Source organism: Streptosporangium saharense (assembly GCF_014203715.1).
In the GTDB taxonomy this organism is placed as follows: Bacteria; Actinomycetota; Actinomycetes; order Streptosporangiales; family Streptosporangiaceae; genus Streptosporangium; species Streptosporangium saharense.
The window spans coordinates 1-18,219 of sequence record NZ_JACHJP010000018.1; the positions used below are offsets into that span (position 1 = coordinate 1).

The following is an 18,219-nucleotide window of genomic DNA, read 5'->3' on the forward strand; positions in this document are numbered from 1 at the left end:
GCGCCTGAAGTCGGTGACTTCCCTCGTCGCTCCTCCGCTTCGCTCCGTCGCTCCTCAGTCCAGCTCACCGACGCGCCCAAGCCGAAACTCCTCACACACGGCACCGGTAAGGCCAAACCCTCAGCTCTTGGGGAGAGGACGGGGGATCGCTATGGCCATGAGGAGGCCGGCCAGGACTATGGCGGCGGTGGTGGTGAAGGCGGTTTCGTAGGAGTAGGTCTCGGCTATCTGGCCGGCCACGAGGGGGCCGACGACCATGCCGAGGTCGGCGGCCATCTGGTAGGTGGCGATGGCGGTTCCGCCCCGGCCCTGGGTCACGTCCCCCACGGCCGCCGCGCCGCCCGTGGTGCAGAAGGCCGTTCCCAGGCCCATGAGGGCGAAGGCCGCGAGATAGCCGGGCAGGGCCTGCCAGGTGGTGACCATGACCAGGCTGACGAGGATCAGCCCCTCCCCCGCGATCAGCGAGAGCCTGCGGCCCCACAGGTCGGCGACGCGACCGGCGACCGGCAGGGTGACCGCCTGGAGCACCGCGCCGACGGCGAGGCCGATCCCGATCCAGGCGGGGCCCGCCTTCAGCACGTGCAGCAGGAACAGCGGCAGCACCGAGACGCGCACCCCGAACACCGCCCAGCCGAGGCCGAAGTTCGTGGTCAGTGCGGCCCGGTACGACTGGTGTCCCAGCGCGCTGGCCACCGACGTCCTCGTCCCCTTCGCATCGGTCCGTCCTCGAAGGTCGGCACGGTTCAGTGCGACCGTGGCGATGGCCCCGGCGATGGCGACCGCGACGCCGTACACGAAGAAGGGAAGGCGGGGGGAGAGGCTGAGCAGGCCGCCACCCAGGGCGGGGCCGGTCACGGTGCCGAGGTAGTAGCCGCCCTGGAACAGGCCGGTGGCCCGGCCCCGCGACGAGGCCGGGGTGACCCTCAGCAGCAGGCTCATGGCCGAGACCGTGTACATCGCCGAGCCGATCCCGCAGGCCCCGCGGAAGATGAGCAGCAGCGTGAAGTTCCAGGACAGCCCGGCGAGGACGCTGGTCACCGCGAGCAGCGCCATCCCGGCGGTGAGGATCGTCCGTTCGCCGAAGCGGTTGACCAGCCGTCCTCCCGGCAGCCCGGTCGCCAGGCGCATGAACGCGAACGCCGAGACCAACGCGCCGACCGCCGCGCTTCCCACTCCGAACTCGCTCGCGAAGACCGGGATGGCCGGTGACTGGATGCCGAAGCCGACCGCGACGGTGAAGGCCACGACGGCCAGGATCCCGACCTCGCGGGGCTGTTCCCCGAAGAGGGCTCGCACTATCGTCGCCGCCGCGCGATCTCGTCCAGCAGTTGCGGTACGACGCTGAACAGGTCGCCGACGACGCCGTGGTCGGCGAGGTCGAAGATGGGCGCCTCCCGGTCCTTGTTCACCGCCACGATCGTCTTGCTGGTCTGCATCCCGGCCCGGTGCTGGATGGCTCCGGAGATGCCGAGGGCGACGTAGAGCTGCGGCGAGACGGTGACGCCGGTCTGCCCGACCTGGTGGGTGTGGGGGTACCACCCCGCGTCGACCGCCGCCCGTGAGGCGCCCACGGCGCCGCCGAGCGCGTCGGCGAGCCGTTCGACCAGTTCGAAATGGTCGGCGCCGCCCAGGCCCCTGCCTCCCGAGACCACGACCTCGGCCTCGGTGAGCTGCGGTCTTCCTGTGCTGTGCCGTACGGCGCGCGAGACGACGTGGGTGCGCAGCGACGCCTCGTCCAGGTCGAGACCTGAGCGGGAGATCTCGGGTTCAATCTCCTCCGCCAAGGGCACGGGAGCGACGGCGTTGGGTTTGACGGCGATGACGGGGACGCCCGTGACGACGCGTGCGGTGACCTCGTAGCCCGCGGCGAACGCCCACTGGGTGACCACGGGTCCTTCCGGTCCCGGGCGCACGTCCACGGCGTCGGTCAGCACCCCGCTGCCGAGCCGTACGGCAAGGCGGGCGGCGATTTCCCTGCCCTCGGGGGTCGATTCGAGCAGGACCGCCTGCGGTGCCGTGGCGGCCAAATCGGCAAGGACCTGAACCCAGCCGACCGGGTGGTCCTCAAGCTCGCCGGACTCGACCAGGTGCACGCGGTGCGCGCCGTACCGGGCGAGGGTGCGTATCACCTCCGCGTCGAGGCCGGGTCCCGCGCAGACGGCGACCGGGGTGCCGAGTTCGCGGGCCAGGGTGAGCAGTTCCAGGCCGGGTTTGCGGATCTGTCCCTCGATGTGCCCGATGAGCACCAGGACCTCTGCCATGACCGCTCCTTCCTCAGACGAACTTCTGGCCGGACAGGAAGTCGGCGAGCCGCAGCCCGCCCTCGCCCTCGTCGGGCAGCGCCGTACCGGCCGTCCTCGGGGGGCGAGCCGTGATCGCGTCGACAACCGTGCGGGCCGCGCCCGCGCCCACCTGGTCGGCGGGAACGCCCAGGTCGGCGAGGTTCCAGGTCTCCAGGGGCTTCTTCTTGGCCGCCATGATCCCCTTGAAGGACGGGTAGCGGGCCTCGCCGGTACGGTCGGTCACCGAGACCACGGCGGGCAGCGTCGCCCGCAGCTCCTCGGTCGCCCGGGAGCCGTCCCGCCTGATGCGCACGGTCGCGGTCCCCGGCTCGACGGTCAGTTCGGCGGCGAAGGTGAGCTGCGGCAATGCCAGGTGCTCGGCGAGCATCGCGGGCACCAGTGAGGTGCCGCCGTCGGTCGAGGCCATCGCGCACAGCACCAGGTCGGGTTCGAGGCGGCGCAGCGCGGCGGCGAGCACCAGCGCGGTCGCCGGTGCGTCGGAGCCCGCGATCGCGTCGTCGCTGACGTGCACCGCGGCGTGGCCGCCCATGGCGAGCGCCCTGCGCAGCGCCTCGGCAGCCGCGGCAGGTCCGACCGTCAGGTAGGTCAGGTGGGTGTCCGGCGCCGCGTCCAGGACGCGCAGCGCCTGCTCGACGGCGTGTTCGTCCAGTTCGGACAGGCGTCCCTGGACGCCGTCGCGGTCGACCCGGTGGTCGGCGGTGAAGCCCGGGTCGGACGCCATGTCGGGGACGTGTTTGACGCAGACGACGATCCTCATCGGTCACCGTCCCCTGAACTCGGGCCTGCGCTTGGCGACGAACGCTGCGGCGGCCTCCCGGTGGTCGTCGCTGACGAAGGTGCCGCCTTCGAGGGTGAGTCCCAGGTCGAGCAGCAGGTTCATCCGTTCGCGCACGATCTGGTTGACCGTGGCCTTGGTGCCCTGGACCGCGAGCGGCGCGGCCTCGGCCAGGCGGCGCGCCACCGCGGTCGCCTCGTCGAGCAGCCGGTCGGCCGGTACGGCCCGCAGCACGAGGCCGAGTCTGGCCGCCTCGGTTCCGTCGAGCCGGTCACCGGTCATGAGGTAGTACTTGGCCGCCCCGAGCGGCATGGCCAGTGGCCAGGCGACCGCTCCCCCGTCGCCCGCGACCAGCCCGACCGCGACGTGGGTGTCGGCGAACTGGGCGTCCTCGGCGGCGATCACGACGTCGCAGAACAGGGCGATCGTGGCGCCCAGCCCCATGGCGTAGCCGTGCACGGCGGCGACGATCGGCTGCGGCACCGACAGGATGGTCTCCAGGATGTGGCGGCCGTGCAGGAGCTGGTACACCTGCTGGGCCGGGCTTGGCCCCTCCTCGTTCTCCGCCCGGCCGGACATGTCCTTGACGTCACCGCCCGCGCAGAACGCCCGGCCCTCCCCGCGCAGCAGTACGGCCCGCACCCCGGGGTCGGCGGCGACGTCGGCCAGCGCCAGGCTCAGCTCCCTTTCGAGGCCGCCGCCGATCGCGTTGAGCCGTTCCGGACGGTTCAGCGCGATGACGGCGAGGCCGTCCTTCTTCTCGACGGTGACCGTGGTGTACTCGTTCAACGTTCCTCCCTGGATGGGCTTCTGGGGACCACGGCCTCGGAGACGGCGGCCTCGAAGACCTTCGCCCTGGAGACGCGGTCGGCCATCTTCGCCCGGGCCTCGGCTCGGCCGGGGGCGGCGACGGCCATGGCCTGCAGCCGTGCCTCCTCGTCGAGCAGTTCCGCCAGCCCGACGTTCAGTCCGTGGTTGAGCAGCCGTTTGGTGAGTCCGGCCGCCAGGCCGGGGGTGGCGGCCATCCGCCTGGCGAGTTCGGTGGCGCGGGGCAGCAGTTCCTCGGCGGAGACGACCTCGCTGACGAGTCCCCAGGCGAGCGCCTCGTCCGCGTCCAGCGCCCTGCCGGTCACCAGCCACTCGTAGGCGCGGGCGTAGCCGAGCAGGCGCGGCAGGAAGTAGGCGCCGCCCGCGTCGGGCACCAGCCCGATCGCGCCGAAGGCCGGGACGAACGTCGCCTCCCGTGCCGCGATCCGCAGGTCGGCGCCCGCGGCGAGGGACAGGCCCGCTCCGGCGGCGGGGCCGTTCACCGCGGCGATGACGGGTTTGTCCAGGGCGGCCATGGCCAGCACGTGCGGGTGGTAGGTGTGGCGCAGGCTCTCGCCGCCCTTCCCGGTGGTGTCCCTCTGGGCGCGCAGGTCGGCGCCCGCGCAGAACCCCCGGCCCGCGCCGGTGACGACGACCGCCCTGATCGCGGGGTCGGCCGCCTCCCGCCAGATCTCGGCCAGGGCGTGCAGGGTCGCCGTGTCCAGGGCGTTGAGCCGCTGGGGGCGGTTGAGGGTGACGGTGAACACGTCTCCGTCGAGTCTGGTCAGAACGGGGTTCACAGGGTTCGCTCCGTTCCGAGGATCGCGGTCACCTGGCTGGAGAACTGGCCGCCGTTGCCGTGTGCGAGGGCGAGTTCGGCGCCGGGCCGCTGCCGGTCCCCGGCCTCTCCCCTGAGCTGCCGGGTGGCCTCGATGATGGTGAAGATGCCGTACATGCCGGGGTGGCAGTAGGACAGGCCGCCGCCGTTGGTGTTGACCGGCAGGTCCCCGCCGGGCGCGATCCTGCCGCCGGAGACGAAGGCGCCGCCCTCGCCCTTGGCGCAGAAGCCCAGGTCCTCAAGGAACATGACGGTGTTGATGGTGAAGGCGTCGTAGAGCTGGACGACGTCGATGTCGGCGGGGCCGACCCCGGCCATGGCGTAGGCGCGCTCTGAGGACTCGGTGGCCGCGGTGACGGTCAGGTCGGGCATCTGGGAGATGCTCCGGTGCCGGTGCGCCTCCCCGGCCCCCAGCAGGTAGACCGGGGGCCGGGGCAGGTCACGGGCCCTGGCCGCGCTCGTCACCACGACCGCCCCGCCGCCGTCGGTGACCAGGCAGCAGTCCAGGGTGGACAGGGGGCTGGAGACGACCCGCGCGGCGAGGACGTCCTCGACGGTCAGCGGGTCGCGGGCGAACGCCTTCGGGTTGAGCATCGCCCAGCGCCTGGCGGCGACCGCGACCTCGGCGAGGTCCGCCCTGGTCGTGCCGTACTCGTGCATGTGGCGGGCGGCGGCCAGGGCGTAGCCGGTGATCGGCATCCGGGGCCGGTAGGCGGCCTCGTAGGAGGGCAGCTCGGGCGGCCCCATGGCCAGGCGTCCCCTGCCGCTGTCGGAGCGGGCGGTGCTGCCGTAGACGATCAGCGCGACCTCGCACGCCCCCGCGGCGATGGCCAGCGCGGCGTGGTGCAGGTGCGAGACGAAGGAGCTGCCGCCGACCATCGTGCCGTCGGTGTAGCGGGGCCGTACGCCCAGGTATTCGGCGACGTCGAGCGGCGCCATGCCGCGTCCGGCGATGGCGCAGAACAGGCCGTCCACGTCGCGGGTGGTCAGCCCGGCCTCGCCGAGCGCCTCTGCGGCGGCCTGTGCCGCCAGGTCGATGGCGTAGCGGTCGGGGCCGACCTCACCGAGGTCCGACTCGGCGACCCCCACGACCGCCGCGGCGCCGCGTAGCCCGCCCGTCATGCCCGGCTCCCTTCGCCGTCTCCGGTCAGTACGGTGAACACCACGCGTGGCCCGTCCGGCTCGACGTGGGCGCGCACCCGGTCGCCGATCCGCACCTGTTCGGCGGGGACGTCCACGACGGTGCTCATCACGCGGAAGCCCTCGTCGAGGTCCACCAGGACGACGGGGTACGGCGGGGCGTCACGGGGGAAGAGGACGCTGACCGAGTGGACGGTTCCCAGGCCCGCGCTGTGGCTCCAGTCGAGACCGGTCGAGCCGCAGGCGGGGCAGAGCGCCCTGGGATAGAAGACCGCGGCACCGCAGGCCGTGCAGCGCTGGAACGGCACGGTCCCCTCGGCGAGCCGGTCGAGATAGCCCCGGTGCGGGGCGAGCTCCGTCATGCCCGCTCCCCACCGGAGGCGGGGTAGGTCGCGGTGGCGCCGCCGCTCAGCACCAGCCGGGGGTCGCGTCCCCGCGCCTCGCTGTGCACCGTGAGTGAGACCCGCACCTCGGTGCCGTCCGCCACGGCTTCGGAGGCGAGCACCTCGCCGCCGAGCACGAGGACGTCGCCGGGCCAGACCTGGTCCACGTAGCGCACGCTGAGGCCGCGCAGGTTCCTGCGGCCGAGCCAGGCGGCGGCGTATCCACCGAGGACTCCCGCGGTGAGCAGCCCGTGCCCGAAGACCGAGGGGTAGCCCGCGGCTCTGGCGAAGGTCTCGTCGTGGTGGATCGGGTTGAAGTCGCCGCCCGCCCCGGCGTAGCGCACGAAGTCGGTGCGGGTCAGCGGGCCGACCCTGCGGGCGGGGGCGGGTGGCACCGGACATTCCGATACCTGCCGTTCGTTCATCGCTCCCCCAGTTCGATCACCGTGCTGCGCAGCCGGAGCACGGTCTCCTGTCGTTGGTTGACGAAGGTGTGCTCGGTGACGACCAGCGTCATCGGGCCGCGTCCGCCCTGTTTGCTGAGCACGTCGGCGATGCGCGAGCGCACGGTCAGCACGTCGCCGACGACGATGTCGCCGAGGTACTCCCACTCGGCTCCCCCGGCCAGCACCCGTCTCAGGTCGAGGCCGAGGACGTCGAGGCCACCACGCACGGCCCAGTGACTCGTCACCGCGGAGAAGGTCGGCGGGACGGGCAGGTGCGGGTATCCAGCCGCCCTGGCCGCCTCGACGTCGTGGTGCACCGGGTCCTCGTCCTTGACCGCGAGCGCGAACTCGCGGACCTTGCCGTACTCGACCGGGAAGCTGTAGCTCGGGTACTCGTGGCCGATCAGGTCGCGGTCAGCCATGGCCGACCACGATCAGGGCGTCGGCTGCGTACACCGCGTCGTCGGCGACGCGCAGCGGGTTCACGTCCACCTCGGCCACCTCGGGAAGTTCGAGGGCCAGGTCGCCGAGACCGGTCATGACCTGGGCTATCGCGTCCTGTTCGGCGTCGGACAGGCCGCGCCGCCCGGTCACCAGGCGTCCGCCGAGCAGGTCCCGCAGCGCCGCGCGGGCGGTTTCTGCGTCGAACGGCGGGCGCAGCAGTACGGCCTCGCTGAGCACCTCGACGAGCACGCCGCCGAGGCCGAGCGCGACCATCGGCCCGAAGACGGGGTCGCGGTTGACGCCGCAGGTCAGTTCCATCCTGGCGGGCACCATCCGCTGGACGAGCACGCCCTCGACGCGGGCGTCCGGTTCGCGGGCGGCGACCTCGTCGAGCATCTCCAGGTATCCGGCCCTGACCGCGTCCGCCCCGCGCAGCCCGAGCCTGATCGCCCCGGCGTCGGACTTGTGCGGAAGCTGGTAGCTCATCACCTTGAGCGCCACGGCGCCGCCGATCCGTTCGGCCGCCTCGATCGCGGCCTCGACGCTCGTCACCTGCTCCTCGGGGGTGACGGGCACGCCGTACTCGGCCAAAATCCGTTTGCCCGTCGATTCGAGCAGCGTCGTCTCCGTCCCGGCCCCGGCCAGCAGGGCGCGGACCCGGCCGATCCGTCCGGCGTCGGGGACGAACCCGGTCTCGGGGAGGGGGCCGCGGCGCGACTGCCGTACGAGAGCGGCGAGGGCGACCATGGCGCGGCGCGGGTCGGTGTAGGTCGGCACCCCGGCCTCCTGGAACTGCTCGCTCCAGGCGGTGGACAGGATCGCGACGGGTTTGTCGGTCCCGCCGTACATCTCGACGATCGCGTCGTTCGCGGGGCCCGGCCTGGCCCAGGTGACGGCGGCGACCATGTCGGCCGAGGGGCTGCCCGCCACGGAGAACAGCACCTTCCGGTACGCCTCGGGCATGGCGGTGGTCTGCGCGGTGGTGTCCACGGGGTTGACGGTGCTGCCGTAGAACGGCACCGGCATCTTCTCGGCCAGCGAGCGCTGCTCCTCCTCGGGCAGCACCGGCACCGAGAGCCCGGCCAGGCCCGCCTCGTCGGCGAGCAGCACCCCGGCCCCTCCCGAGGAGGTCATCACCACGACCCGGTCGCCCCTGGCGCGGCGGCCATCCTGGAAGATCGTGCCCAGGTCGAGCAGTTCCTCCATGGTCGAGGCGACGAACACGCCGTACTGCTGACAGACCGCGTCGAGCACCCGCGCGGAGCCGACGATCGAGGCGGTGTGGCTCATCGCCGCCCGCGCGGCCTCCTCGGAACGTCCCGCCTTGAGCAGCACCAGCGGTTTGTCCAGTTCGGCGGCCCGGCGGGCGGTCTCGACGAAGACCTCCGGGTTGCGCAGCGTCTCGGCGAAGGACAGCAGCACCCCGACCTCGGGCCGTTCCACGAGGTGGCGCAGCACGTTGGCCACGTTCACGTCGGACTCGTTGCCGGTGGAGACGAACCAGCCGAGCCTGAGCCCGGCGAGCACCGCCTTGTTGGTGATGTAGGAGCCGAAGCCGCCGCTCTGCGAGACCAGGGCCACCGGTCCCGGCGTGGGCAGCGGCTCGTCCACGGTGACCATGAAGTTGGCCATCACGCCGCCGTGGGCGTTCATGTATCCGATGCAGTTGGGGCCGATGACGCGGATCCCGGTCTCCCTGGCGACCGCGGTCAGCCGGTCCTGCAGGGCGCGTCCCTCGGGCCCGGCCTCGGCGAAGCCGGAGGTGATGACGGTGGCGCCGCCGACGCCCCTGGCCGCACACGCGGCGACCACGTCCACGACGGCCGGGGCGGGCACGGCGATCACCGCCATGTCCACGGCCTCGGGCAGGTCGGCGACGCTGCGGTAGGCCGTGCGCCCCTGGACGACCTCGTCCCTGGGGTGGACGGGGTGCACCTCGCCGGGGAAGGCGCGCAGCAGGTTGGCGAAGACGGTGCCGCCGATCCGGGTCGGGCTGTTGGAGGCGCCGACCATCGCGATCGAACGGGGGGAAAGGAGCCGGTCGAGTGGGGAGCGGGTTTCTTCTGTCGTCATGACGCGGTCACCCCTGGCGGGTCGATGGTCGTTGTGGGGGGTAGTGCGCGGCCTGCCGAAGCCGAAGCCGGGGTCGGGGCCTGGGCGGAGAGCAGGGCGTTGTGCGCGCCCAGGTGTGGGGCGGGGGCAGGGGCGGGCGTGTCGTAGCCGCTCAGCCGCAGTGGCTGGCGCACGTAATGCCCACCCCCGTCCGCCAGGTCCCCTACGGTGCCCCGGGCCACCACCTGGGGGTCGGCGAGCGCCTCCCGCAGCCGGTGGACTGGGCTGGCCGGGACGCCGACCCGGTCGAACGTCTCCTGCCAGTGCGCCCTGGGCCGGGTGGCCAGGGCGGCGGCCAGGTCCGCGACCAGTTCCTCGCTCCGCGCCAAACGTTCTGCCTGGCGCAGTTCCGCGTGCCCGGTCAGGCCGGTCGCCCGGCACAGCGTGGTCCAGAAGTGGTCCTCGAAGCCGATGCCGAGCGCGAGCGGCAGCCCGTCGGCGCACCGGTAGATCCCGTATCCGGGCTCGCGCCCCGGTGTCTCCACCGGGCCGCCGTTGAGCACGGGTTCCAGACGGAGTGTGAGGATCGCCAGGAGCGCCTCGTGGGTGGACATGTCCACGTGGGTGCCCCTGCCGGTCGTGGCCCTGCCAAGCAGTCCGGCGAGCGCGCCGAGTGCCGCGTACAGGGCGCCGACGACGGCTCCCGCCTCCAGGTCGGGGGGCGGGATCACCGTCTCCGGCCGGTCGCACAGGCCGTCGAGCAGCCCGGCCACCGCCTGGAACATCAGGTCGTGGCCTGGACGGTCCCGGTACGGCCCGGCCTGCCCGAATCCGGAGATCGACACGTAGACCAGGCCCGGGTTGAAGGCGCTGAGCCGGGGGTAGCCGAGGCCGAAGCGCTCCATCGTGCCGGGCCGGTAGGCCTCGAACAGCACGTCGGCGGTCCCGGCGAGCCGCAGCGCGGCCTCCTGGTCCTCCGGCCGTTTGAGGTCCAGGGTGACCGAGCGTTTTCCCCGGTTGAGCGCGTCGAACATGGCGCCCTGGGCGCGGGCCGGGTCGCCGGTGCCCGGCCGTTCGACCACGATCACGTCCGCGCCGAGGTCGGCGAGCAGCATCGTCGCGTACGGACCCTGATAGAGCGGGGCGAAGGTGACGATCCGGGTGCCGTCGAGCGGCCCGCGTCCCGAGGCGGCCGTCATCGTCAACGCACCATCATCCCGCCGCCGTCCACCGAGATCACCTGGCCGGTGACGTAGCTGGAGGCCGCGGAGGCGAGGTAGACGAAGGTCGGCGCGATCTCCTCGGGTTCGGCGTAGCGGCGTAGCGGCAGCCGTTTGATCCCGTCGGCGAAGCGCGGGTCGGTACGGACCTTGAGGGTCATCTCGGTGGCCGCCGTGGGGGCGACCGCGTTGACGAGGATGTTGTAGCGGCCCAGCTCACGCGCCGCCGAGCGCATCATGCCGAGCATCCCGGACTTCGCCGAGGCGTAGTTGACCTGCCCGATGGAGCCGTTCTGCGCGGTCGAGGAGGAGGTGAAGACGATCCTGCCGCTCTCGCGTTCGATCATGTCGTGCACCACGGCTTGCAACCAGTAGAACGAGCCTGACAGGTGCACCGCGATGACCTGGTCCCACTGCTCGTCGGTCATCTTGTGCAGCATGGCGGGCCGGGTGACGCCCGCGTTGCTCACCAGGATGTCGATCGGCCCGTAGGCCTCCTTCACCTCGGCCGCGGCCCGGTTGACCTCGTCCCTGCTCGACACGTCGCACGGTACGGCCAGCGCCTGGCCGCCCCGCGCGCGGATGCCCTCGGCGACCTTCTCGGCGTCCTCGGCGAGCACGTCCACGACCGCGACCCGCGCGCCCTCTGCGGCGTAGGCCTCCGCGACGGCTCTGCCGATTCCCTGGGCCGCGCCGGTCACGACGGCGACCCTGTCCTGCAACTGCATTGCCTTGCTCCTGTCCCTCACCGGTTGTCCGTGGTCAGCCGTTCGCCCGACCGGCCCAGATACACCTCGCGGATGACGGCACCGTCGTCGAAACCGGCCTTGGGGCCCGAGGTGACGACGCGCCCGTTCTCCATCACCACCACGTCGTCGGCTATGGCCAGCGCGTTCTCCACCCGCTGCTCGACGAGCAGGATGGACAGCCCCTCGTCGCGCAGCGCGGCGACCATCGTCAGGACCTCGTCCACGATGGCCGGGGCCAGGCCCGCCGAGGGCTCGTCGAGCATCAGCAGCTTCGGTCCCGGCATCAGCGCCTGGCCGATGGCGAGCATCTGCTGCTGGCCGCCCGACAGGCTGCCCGCGGGGGCCCTGCGCCGCTCGGCGAGTATGGGGAAGCGCTGGTAGGCCTGTTCGAGCGCGGCACGCCTGGCCGTGCTGCGCAGGCCGAGGCCGCCGAGCGCGTAGCCGCCGAGCAGCAGGTTCTCCTCGACCGTGCGGGCGTGGAAGACGCGTTTGTTCTCCTGCACCAGGGCCAGCCCGGCGCGGACCCTGCGGTGCGCGGGGACGCCACCGAGGTCCTTGCCGTCGAGCGTGACCGTGCCCTGGCTGACGGTCGGCAGCAGTCCCGCGACCGCGCACAGCAGCGACGTTTTGCCCGCGCCGTTGCGTCCGAGCACGACGGTCGTACGGCCAGGCCGTACCGCGACGTCGACTCCCCACAGCACGCGCAGGTCTCCGTACCCACCGGTGACTCCTACGGCGGACAGCATCACCGACCTCCCTTCCGTGTCGCGGGCTCAGTGGCCTCGTCGTCGGTGGCGCCGGTGTACTCGGCGAGCACCCGGCGGTCGGCCTGGATCTCCGCCGGGGTGCCGGTGGCGATCAGTTGGCCCTGGCTCAGCACGTGGATGCGGTCGGCCAGCTTGAGCACCAGCGGGAAGTTGTGCTCGACGAGGATCACGGTGCCGCCCGCGGCGCGGATCATCTCGATCGCCCGTTCGAGCACCACCAGGTCGCTCTCGTCGAGACCGGAGCCGACCTCGTCGAAGAGGAAGACCCGGGGTCCGGCGGCGAGCGAGCGGGCCACCTCGACGAGCCTGCGGGTGCCCAGGGCGAGCGAGTTGACGGGCCGGTCGGCGACGTCCTCGATGCCCAGCAGCCGCAGCAGCGCGTACGCCTCGGCGTCGTCGGCCGCGTACCCGCGCCGGAAGGCGGGCAGCCGCAGCACCGCCGCGAGCAGCCCCACCCGGTGGGTGACGTATCTCCCGGTGGCGACGAACGCCAGGGTGCTCATGTGCTGGGGGATCAACGGCGTCTGGAAGGTCCTGGCCACCCCCAACCTCGCGATCCGGTACGGCGCCCGCCCGCCGACCTGCTCCTCGTCCAGCAGCAGCCGTCCGCCCGAGGGCCTGTAGAAGCCGCAGATGAGGTTGAGCAGGGTCGTCTTGCCCGAGCCGTTCGGGCCGATCAGGGCGGTCACCTCGCCGGGACGCGCCTCGACGGAGACGTCCTGGAGGGCCTTGTTGCCGCCGAAGGACTTGCTCAGCCCCTCGGTCCGCAGCACCGCGCCGTCCAGCCGTCCGAGGTGCGGCTCCCGCCCCTCCGAGGCGGCGGCGGCCTTCGCGGAGGGCCTGTTCTGCGGCAGCCAGCCCCTGCGGCAGGCCGCGGCGACGCCGTCGTGGAAGAGCCCGGCCAGTCCCCTGTTGAACAGCACCCCGGCCAGCAGCAGGAAGGCGCCGTAGATGACGAGTTGCCAGTCCTGGAACTGGGTGAAGGTCTGCTGGCCGAGCTGCATGACCGCCGCTCCGGCGAGCGCGCCGTACACCGAGGTCGAGCCGCCGACGACGGAGGCGGCCAGCACGCTGAGCGCCAGGGCGAAGGTGAAGGTCTCCGGCGCGATGAAGCCGTCGAGCATCGAGAACAGCGCCCCGGCCAGGGCGGCGGGGATCGCGCCGACGACGTAGACGAGCAGTTTCAGCCGGTAGACCGACACGCCCAGCATGGAGGCCAGGATCGGGCTCTGCCGCAGGACCAGGAACATGTTGCCGTGCCTGGACAGCAGCAGGTTGCGGGCGACGGCGAACCACAGGCCGGTGACCACGAGGATCAGGATGTAGAGCCGGTCGCCGGTGATCTCGGCGCCGAACAGCGTCGGGACCGCGGCGGCCAGGCCGAGCGTGCCACCGGTGAAGTGTTCGAAGACGTCGATCAGGTTGGGCACGAGGATGACGAGGAAGAAAGTCACCATCGCCAGCGACCAGCCGCCGAGTCTCAGCCCGGGGACGCCGGTCACCAGCCCGACCACGACCGCCGCGAGGACCGCCGCCGCCAGGGCCAGCGTCACGTCCGTCATGCCGAGCCGTACGCCCAGGTAACCGGCGACGTAGGCGCCGACCGCGTAGAGGGCGACCTGGCCCATGGCCAGCTCCCCCGCGTAGCCGAGGACGACGTTCAGACCGCTGACGAGCAGGCTCAGGATCGCGATCAGCATCACCGTGCGCGACCAGTAGGAGTTGATCAGGCCCGTTCCCGGCCCGGCGAGCAGGAGGAGCAGCAGGATCGGGACGCCCAGCGGGCGGAGGCGGTTGACGACTGCGGCCATGGCTAAACCCGCCGTTCGAGCGCGGCGCCGAACAGGCCGCGCGGTCGTAGGAAGAGGATCAGCAGGAACACCCCGAAGACCACGAGCTGCGGGTAGGCCGCGCCGATGTAGCGCACCGCGAAGGCGTAGATGAGCCCGGTCGCGAAGCCGCCGATCAGACCGCCGAGCTGGCTGCCCGAGCCGCCGATCGCTATCGCCACGAAGCCGAACAGCGCCAGCGCGTGCCCGAGGTCGAAGACCGCGTAGGTGCGCGCCCCGACCAGCAGCCCGAACGCCCCGGCGATGGCCCCGGCGAGCACGAAGGCGCCGACGCCGAGCAGCCGCACGTTGATGCCCCTGGCCGAGGCCGCCTGCCGGTCCTCGGCGGAGGCGAGCGAGGCGAGCCCGACGAGGGTGTGCCTGGTCCACAGGTGCAGGCCGACGCCGAGCAGCAGGGTCAGCCCGATGAGGGCCAGGTCGACCGGCCTGACCGCGCCGCCGAGCAGGGTCAGCGGCCGGTCGGGCAGGCCGGAGGGGACGGTCAGCGGCTGCCTTCCCCAGATCGCCGCGGCCAGGCCGTCCAGGATCGTCGCGGCGCCGACCGTGGTGATCAGGGCGCCGTGCGCGTCCGAGCGGCCGAGGAGGGGCCGGATCGCGACCCGCTCCTCGATCAGCGCGATCGCCGCCGTTCCCGCCGCCGCCAGCAGCACGGTCGGTACGGCGGGCAGCCCGAGGGTGACCGCCCCGGTGTAGGCCAGGAAGGTGCCGACCATCAGGAGCTGGGCGTGGGCGAAGTTGAACGTGCCCGAGGCCAGCAGCACCACGTTGTAGCCGATCGCGACCAGCGAGTAGATCGCGCCTGTCGCCAGGCCCGCCCATACCGTCGTCATCGTCGCCTCACGCCTTGCCGGGGGCGTAGAAGCCGTCGCCGTCGTAGGCGCCGGGCGCGACGTACTGGAAGGTGTCGGCTCCCGCGGTCGGGAAGTGGTCGGTGCCGGAGTAGGCGTACTGGAGGTACTGGCCGGAGGGTCCTGCGTTGAACCACAGCGGCGCGCCGGTCGGCTTGGCGAGGCTCTCCAGGGCGGCCTTGAGCTTGTCCGGCTCGGTTGACTTGGCCTGTCTGGCGGCGTACACGACCACGGCGAGGGCGTCGTGGCCGGTGGAGTACAGGCCCCAGCCGGTGCTGGACATCCCGGAGGCCGCGGGGCTCGCCTTGATCTTGGCGATGAAGTCGGCAAGGCCGGGGTGGTGCTCGCTGGTGGACAGCGTGGCGGAGGAGAAGACCACGTTGACACCCTTGAGCTGGTCGGCGCCGAGGTTCTTCAGGTAGGGGAAGCTGGAGGCGAGCTGGTCGCAGTAGGTGGGGATCTCCCAGCCGATCTGGGCCCTGCTGCGCATCGCGTAGAGCGCGGCGGTGCCGTAGCCGTTGAGCACCAGCGCGTCGGGGTTCTGCGAGCGGAGCTGGTTGAGCTGCGAGGTCATGTCCAGCGAGGTCGCCTCGTAGCGGGCCTCGACGAACTCCATGCCCGCGCCCTGGACGGCCTCCTTGTAGATCGCCGCTGAGCTCTGGCCTGTGGCGTCGTTGGAGTACAGCATGGCGATCTTCTTGTGGCCCTTGGCGGTCGCGGCCGAGACCAGGGCGGGGGCGTAGTCCTTGCCGGGTGAGGAGACGCCGAAGTGGTAGGGGTACTTGGCCGGGTCGTTGAGCAGCGTGCTGACGGTGCCGCCGACGGACAGGATCTTCTGCCGGGTCAGGATGGGCAGCAGGGACAGCGAGACCGCGCTCGATCCGCCGGGGTAGACCAGGTCGGGCTTGCCGCCTGAGGCAAGGCGCTGCTGGAGCAGGCTGACGGCCTTGGTCGGGTCGTTCTGGTCGTTGGCCGTCTCGACGACGATCTTGCGGCCCTCGATGCCGCCCGAGGCGTTGAACTCCTCGGCGGCGATCTTGATGCCCGCGTCCAGGCTGGCGTTGTTGGTGGAGACGGCGCCCGAGTAGTCGCCGGTGAAGTACACGATGAAGGGCTTGGCACCGCCATCGGAACCGGAAGCGGTGTCGCTCGTGTCGCCGCACGCGGCGAGGGGAAGCGTCACCATCACGATGGTCAGTAACGTCGCGAAACGAGTGTGCCGTTGTTTCATTACGGCCTCCTCAGCCGAGTGGGGGAACCTGCGACTGAATGACATTCAGGGGGTGTTCGATGATCTTGAAGCCGGTGGGTGGAACGTTCCTCGGGCTCAGCGGGGCAGGCCGAGCATCCTGGCGATGATGTTCTTCTGGATCTGCGCGGAGCCGCCGTACACACTGACCGGGCGGGAGGTGAAGTAGGAGCTGAGCCAGCCGCTCTCGACGCCGGTCAGCTCGTCGGCGCCGAGGATGTCCATGGCCAGGTGCTGAAGTGACTGCTCGGCGTCGGCCCACAGCAGCTTGGCGACCGACCCCTCGGGGCCGGGCTGCTGCCCGGAGACCCGCGCGGCCAGTTGCTCGACGCAGTTCAGCCGCAGCACCTCGCCGCGCACGTAGGCGCGGGCCAACTGCTTGCGCGTCTCCGGCCGGTCGAGCAGACCGCGTTCCGCGGCCATCCGCTCCACTTTGGCCAGGGTGCGGCGGTAGGTGGCGATGAAGCCGATGTCGGCGGGACCGCGCTCGTAGGCGACCGTGGTCATCGCGATCCGCCAGCCCTCGCCGGGCTCGCCGAGCCGCTGGGCGACGGGGACGCGCACCTCGTCCCAGAAGACCTCGCAGGTCTCGGCCTCGCCGCTGGCGATCACGATGGGCCGTACGGTGACCCCGGGCTCGCTCATGGAGACCAGGAAGCACGAGATGCCTTTGTGCTTGGGGACCTCGGGGTCGGTGCGGGCCAGCAGCATGCACCAGTCGGCGTACTGGCCGCCGCTGGTCCACATCTTCTGGCCGTTGACCACGTAGTGGTCGCCGTCCAGCTTGGCCGTGGTGCGCAGCGAGGCGAGGTCGGAACCGGCCTCGGGCTCACTGAAGCCCTGGCACCACTGCACCTCGCCGGAGAGCAGGCTGGGCAGGAACTGCTGCTTCTGCTCCTCGGAGCCGTAGGTGAAGATGGCCCGTCCCAGGTAGCCGACCGAGGGCAGCGGGGGCGCGTTCAGGTTGCCCGCCTCCTCGTTGAGGATCGCGTCGTAGGTGGCGCTCAGCCCGCGCCCGCCGTACTCGACGGGCCAGCTCATGCCGACGTATCCGGCCTGGTAGAGCGTGCGGTGCCAGGAGCGGCGCAGCCGTGCCGCGGCCTCGGGGTCCTCGACCTTGTCCCAGCCCGCGGGGATGTTCTCGGTCAGCCACCCGCGCAGGGTCGCGCGGAAGGCCGCCTCCTCGGGGGTGTCCCGGTAGTCCATGTCACTCTCCCGTCAGCCGGACGTCGGCGATGCGCAGCAGTTGGGCGCCCTCGTCGCCGAGGACCTGGCGGTTGGTCAGGGCACGGCGGGTGTGCACGTGCGCGATGTGCTCGTAGGTCTGGCCGATGCCGCCGAAGACCTGCATGACGGTCTCGGTCACCTCGCGGGCGACCCCGGCGCAGTGGGCCTTGGCGGTCCTGGCGGCCAGCAGCGCCTCCTCGGGGTCGAGCGCGTCCACGGCCCAGGCGGCGTAGTTGGTGGCGCTGGCCGCGGCCTCCGTGCTCACGTACGCCTCGGCGCACATGTGCTGGACCGCCTGGAAGGAGCCGATGGGCACGCCGTACTGCACGCGTTCCTTGGCGTAGTCGACGGCCTTCGTCACCGCCGAGCGCATGACGCCGACCGTGTCGGCGCAGACCGCGGCCAGCGCGAGCGCTTCCCAGCGGGTCAGGTCCTCGGCTGTCAGGGGGTCGCCGACCGTCTGGAGCGTGGCCGGGTCGATCGGGGCGTCGCGGCGGGCCAGGACGCGGGTGAGGTCGGCGCCGTCCGCCCCGGCGAAGCCGGTGCCCAGCGGGACCCGCACCACCCGCGTGCCGTCCACGGTGTCCAGGAGGGCGAGCGCGTGGTCGGCGCCGTCGATGTCCCAGCCGTACCACGGCCCGTCCCCCGGCAGGTGGGCGAGCCCTTCGAGGTTCCCGTCGAGCAGCACCCCGGCCCTGGCCACGCCGTCGGCCAGTTCCCCGGCCTCCTCCTCGGCCCCGGCCAGGGCGAGCAGTTCCATGGCCATGACCGCCGAGCCCAGGTAGGGCACCGGGACCAGCCCCGCGCCCGTGGCCTCGGCGACCATGGCCACCTCGACGCCGGAGCCGACCGGTGTGCCGTCCTCGTCACGCGCCCGCAGCGCCAGCAGGCCCGCCTGCGCCAGTGCCCGCCAGGCCGCGCTCCGGTCGAGGGTGGCCAGGTCGCCGGGGTTCACCGGGCCCGACGTCCCGGCGATCTGTCCGGCCACCTCCTTGAGCATCCGTTGCTCGTCACTGAGCAGAGCGCGCACGCCGCACCTCCTGTGCCTCCTCGCGAACCCTCCAGGGTCGGACGACCACTGAATGACGTTCAGATGAGGTCTAACATGCGGCTTCAGAGGG

The 18,219-nt window shown here is 72.1% G+C and carries 18 protein-coding genes; all 18 read right to left on the bottom strand.

Annotated features, from left to right (window positions below):
• Nucleotides 1-120: 120 nt before the first annotated feature.
• The 18 genes from FHS44_RS39185 to FHS44_RS39270 all read right to left on the bottom strand — a co-directional run bounded on the left by FHS44_RS39185 (nucleotide 121) and on the right by FHS44_RS39270 (nucleotide 18,128).
• A complete protein-coding gene (locus FHS44_RS39185; RefSeq protein ID WP_221461836.1) occupies nucleotides 121-1,296 on the bottom strand; it encodes an MFS transporter in 1,176 nt (391 codons plus the stop codon).
• On the bottom strand, nucleotides 1,296-2,261 hold the full coding sequence (locus tag FHS44_RS39190) for an electron transfer flavoprotein subunit alpha/FixB family protein (RefSeq protein ID WP_184725514.1): 966 nt from the start codon (nucleotides 2,259-2,261) through the stop codon (nucleotides 1,296-1,298). The genes FHS44_RS39185 and FHS44_RS39190 overlap by 1 nt, the downstream gene beginning before the upstream one ends.
• A gap of 13 nt (nucleotides 2,262-2,274) precedes the next feature.
• Entirely contained in the window at nucleotides 2,275-3,060 is a 786-nt protein-coding gene (locus FHS44_RS39195; protein ID WP_184725516.1) for an electron transfer flavoprotein subunit beta/FixA family protein, read from the bottom strand.
• Nucleotides 3,061-3,063: 3 nt separating this feature from the next.
• Nucleotides 3,064-3,867, bottom strand: coding sequence for an enoyl-CoA hydratase/isomerase family protein (locus FHS44_RS39200; protein WP_184725518.1), 804 nt, complete (start codon nucleotides 3,865-3,867; stop codon nucleotides 3,064-3,066).
• Nucleotides 3,864-4,685, bottom strand: a complete 822-nt coding sequence (locus FHS44_RS39205) for an enoyl-CoA hydratase/isomerase family protein (protein WP_184725520.1) — start codon at nucleotides 4,683-4,685, stop codon at nucleotides 3,864-3,866. Before FHS44_RS39205 ends, FHS44_RS39200 begins: the two co-directional genes overlap by 4 nt.
• Nucleotides 4,682-5,845 carry an acetyl-CoA acetyltransferase gene (locus FHS44_RS39210; protein WP_184725522.1) on the bottom strand — a complete coding sequence of 388 codons (1,164 nt, stop codon included), beginning with the start codon at nucleotides 5,843-5,845 and terminating at the stop codon, nucleotides 4,682-4,684. Before FHS44_RS39210 ends, FHS44_RS39205 begins: the two co-directional genes overlap by 4 nt.
• Complete coding sequence (locus FHS44_RS39215; protein WP_184725530.1) at nucleotides 5,842-6,225, bottom strand: Zn-ribbon domain-containing OB-fold protein; 384 nt, start codon at nucleotides 6,223-6,225, stop codon at nucleotides 5,842-5,844. The genes FHS44_RS39210 and FHS44_RS39215 overlap by 4 nt, the downstream gene beginning before the upstream one ends.
• Nucleotides 6,222-6,641: a MaoC/PaaZ C-terminal domain-containing protein gene (locus FHS44_RS39220; RefSeq protein ID WP_221461837.1), complete on the bottom strand. Its 420-nt coding sequence runs from the start codon at nucleotides 6,639-6,641 to the stop codon at nucleotides 6,222-6,224. The genes FHS44_RS39215 and FHS44_RS39220 overlap by 4 nt, the downstream gene beginning before the upstream one ends.
• A 26-nt stretch (nucleotides 6,642-6,667) precedes the next feature.
• A complete protein-coding gene (locus tag FHS44_RS39225; RefSeq protein ID WP_184725534.1) occupies nucleotides 6,668-7,114 on the bottom strand; it encodes a MaoC family dehydratase N-terminal domain-containing protein in 447 nt (148 codons plus the stop codon).
• A complete protein-coding gene (locus FHS44_RS39230; RefSeq protein WP_184725536.1) occupies nucleotides 7,107-9,209 on the bottom strand; it encodes an acetate--CoA ligase family protein in 2,103 nt (700 codons plus the stop codon). The genes FHS44_RS39225 and FHS44_RS39230 overlap by 8 nt, the downstream gene beginning before the upstream one ends.
• Complete coding sequence (locus FHS44_RS39235) at nucleotides 9,206-10,387, bottom strand: CaiB/BaiF CoA transferase family protein (RefSeq protein WP_246436730.1); 1,182 nt, start codon at nucleotides 10,385-10,387, stop codon at nucleotides 9,206-9,208. The genes FHS44_RS39230 and FHS44_RS39235 overlap by 4 nt, the downstream gene beginning before the upstream one ends.
• A gap of 2 nt (nucleotides 10,388-10,389) precedes the next feature.
• A complete protein-coding gene (locus tag FHS44_RS39240) occupies nucleotides 10,390-11,136 on the bottom strand; it encodes an SDR family NAD(P)-dependent oxidoreductase (RefSeq protein ID WP_184725540.1) in 747 nt (248 codons plus the stop codon).
• 17 nt (nucleotides 11,137-11,153) lie between these two features.
• Entirely contained in the window at nucleotides 11,154-11,903 is a 750-nt protein-coding gene (locus FHS44_RS39245) for an ABC transporter ATP-binding protein (RefSeq protein ID WP_184725542.1), read from the bottom strand.
• A complete protein-coding gene (locus tag FHS44_RS39250) occupies nucleotides 11,903-13,735 on the bottom strand; it encodes a branched-chain amino acid ABC transporter ATP-binding protein/permease (RefSeq protein WP_184725544.1) in 1,833 nt (610 codons plus the stop codon). The genes FHS44_RS39245 and FHS44_RS39250 overlap by 1 nt, the downstream gene beginning before the upstream one ends.
• Nucleotides 13,736-13,737: 2 nt before the next feature.
• Nucleotides 13,738-14,604 (bottom strand): branched-chain amino acid ABC transporter permease, encoded by an 867-nt coding sequence (locus tag FHS44_RS39255; RefSeq protein ID WP_184725546.1) that lies wholly within the window; start codon nucleotides 14,602-14,604, stop codon nucleotides 13,738-13,740.
• Nucleotides 14,605-14,611: 7 nt separating this feature from the next.
• Nucleotides 14,612-15,853 carry an ABC transporter substrate-binding protein gene (locus FHS44_RS39260; protein WP_184725548.1) on the bottom strand — a complete coding sequence of 414 codons (1,242 nt, stop codon included), beginning with the start codon at nucleotides 15,851-15,853 and terminating at the stop codon, nucleotides 14,612-14,614.
• Nucleotides 15,854-15,949: 96 nt separating this feature from the next.
• The gene (locus tag FHS44_RS39265) at nucleotides 15,950-17,077 is read right to left on the bottom strand and encodes an acyl-CoA dehydrogenase family protein (protein WP_184725550.1); all 1,128 of its coding nucleotides are present in this window, start codon (nucleotides 17,075-17,077) and stop codon (nucleotides 15,950-15,952) included.
• A gap of 1 nt (nucleotide 17,078) precedes the next feature.
• The gene (locus tag FHS44_RS39270) at nucleotides 17,079-18,128 is read right to left on the bottom strand and encodes an acyl-CoA dehydrogenase family protein (RefSeq protein WP_184725552.1); all 1,050 of its coding nucleotides are present in this window, start codon (nucleotides 18,126-18,128) and stop codon (nucleotides 17,079-17,081) included.
• Nucleotides 18,129-18,219 lie beyond the last annotated feature (91 nt).

Coding starts and splice junctions, on each gene's coding strand:
- FHS44_RS39265 (WP_184725550.1), bottom strand. CDS start 17,077: ATGGACTACCGGGACACCCCCGAGGAGGCGGCCTTCCGCGCGACCCTG.
- FHS44_RS39255 (WP_184725546.1), bottom strand. CDS start 14,604: ATGACGACGGTATGGGCGGGCCTGGCGACAGGCGCGATCTACTCGCTG.
- FHS44_RS39260 (WP_184725548.1), bottom strand. CDS start 15,853: ATGAAACAACGGCACACTCGTTTCGCGACGTTACTGACCATCGTGATG.
- FHS44_RS39235 (WP_246436730.1), bottom strand. CDS start 10,387: ATGACGGCCGCCTCGGGACGCGGGCCGCTCGACGGCACCCGGATCGTC.
- FHS44_RS39245 (WP_184725542.1), bottom strand. CDS start 11,903: ATGCTGTCCGCCGTAGGAGTCACCGGTGGGTACGGAGACCTGCGCGTG.
- FHS44_RS39240 (WP_184725540.1), bottom strand. CDS start 11,136: ATGCAGTTGCAGGACAGGGTCGCCGTCGTGACCGGCGCGGCCCAGGGA.
- FHS44_RS39195 (WP_184725516.1), bottom strand. CDS start 3,060: ATGAGGATCGTCGTCTGCGTCAAACACGTCCCCGACATGGCGTCCGAC.
- FHS44_RS39225 (WP_184725534.1), bottom strand. CDS start 7,114: ATGGCTGACCGCGACCTGATCGGCCACGAGTACCCGAGCTACAGCTTC.
- FHS44_RS39230 (WP_184725536.1), bottom strand. CDS start 9,209: ATGACGACAGAAGAAACCCGCTCCCCACTCGACCGGCTCCTTTCCCCC.
- FHS44_RS39250 (WP_184725544.1), bottom strand. CDS start 13,735: ATGGCCGCAGTCGTCAACCGCCTCCGCCCGCTGGGCGTCCCGATCCTG.
- FHS44_RS39215 (WP_184725530.1), bottom strand. CDS start 6,225: ATGACGGAGCTCGCCCCGCACCGGGGCTATCTCGACCGGCTCGCCGAG.
- FHS44_RS39210 (WP_184725522.1), bottom strand. CDS start 5,845: ATGACGGGCGGGCTACGCGGCGCCGCGGCGGTCGTGGGGGTCGCCGAG.
- FHS44_RS39190 (WP_184725514.1), bottom strand. CDS start 2,261: ATGGCAGAGGTCCTGGTGCTCATCGGGCACATCGAGGGACAGATCCGC.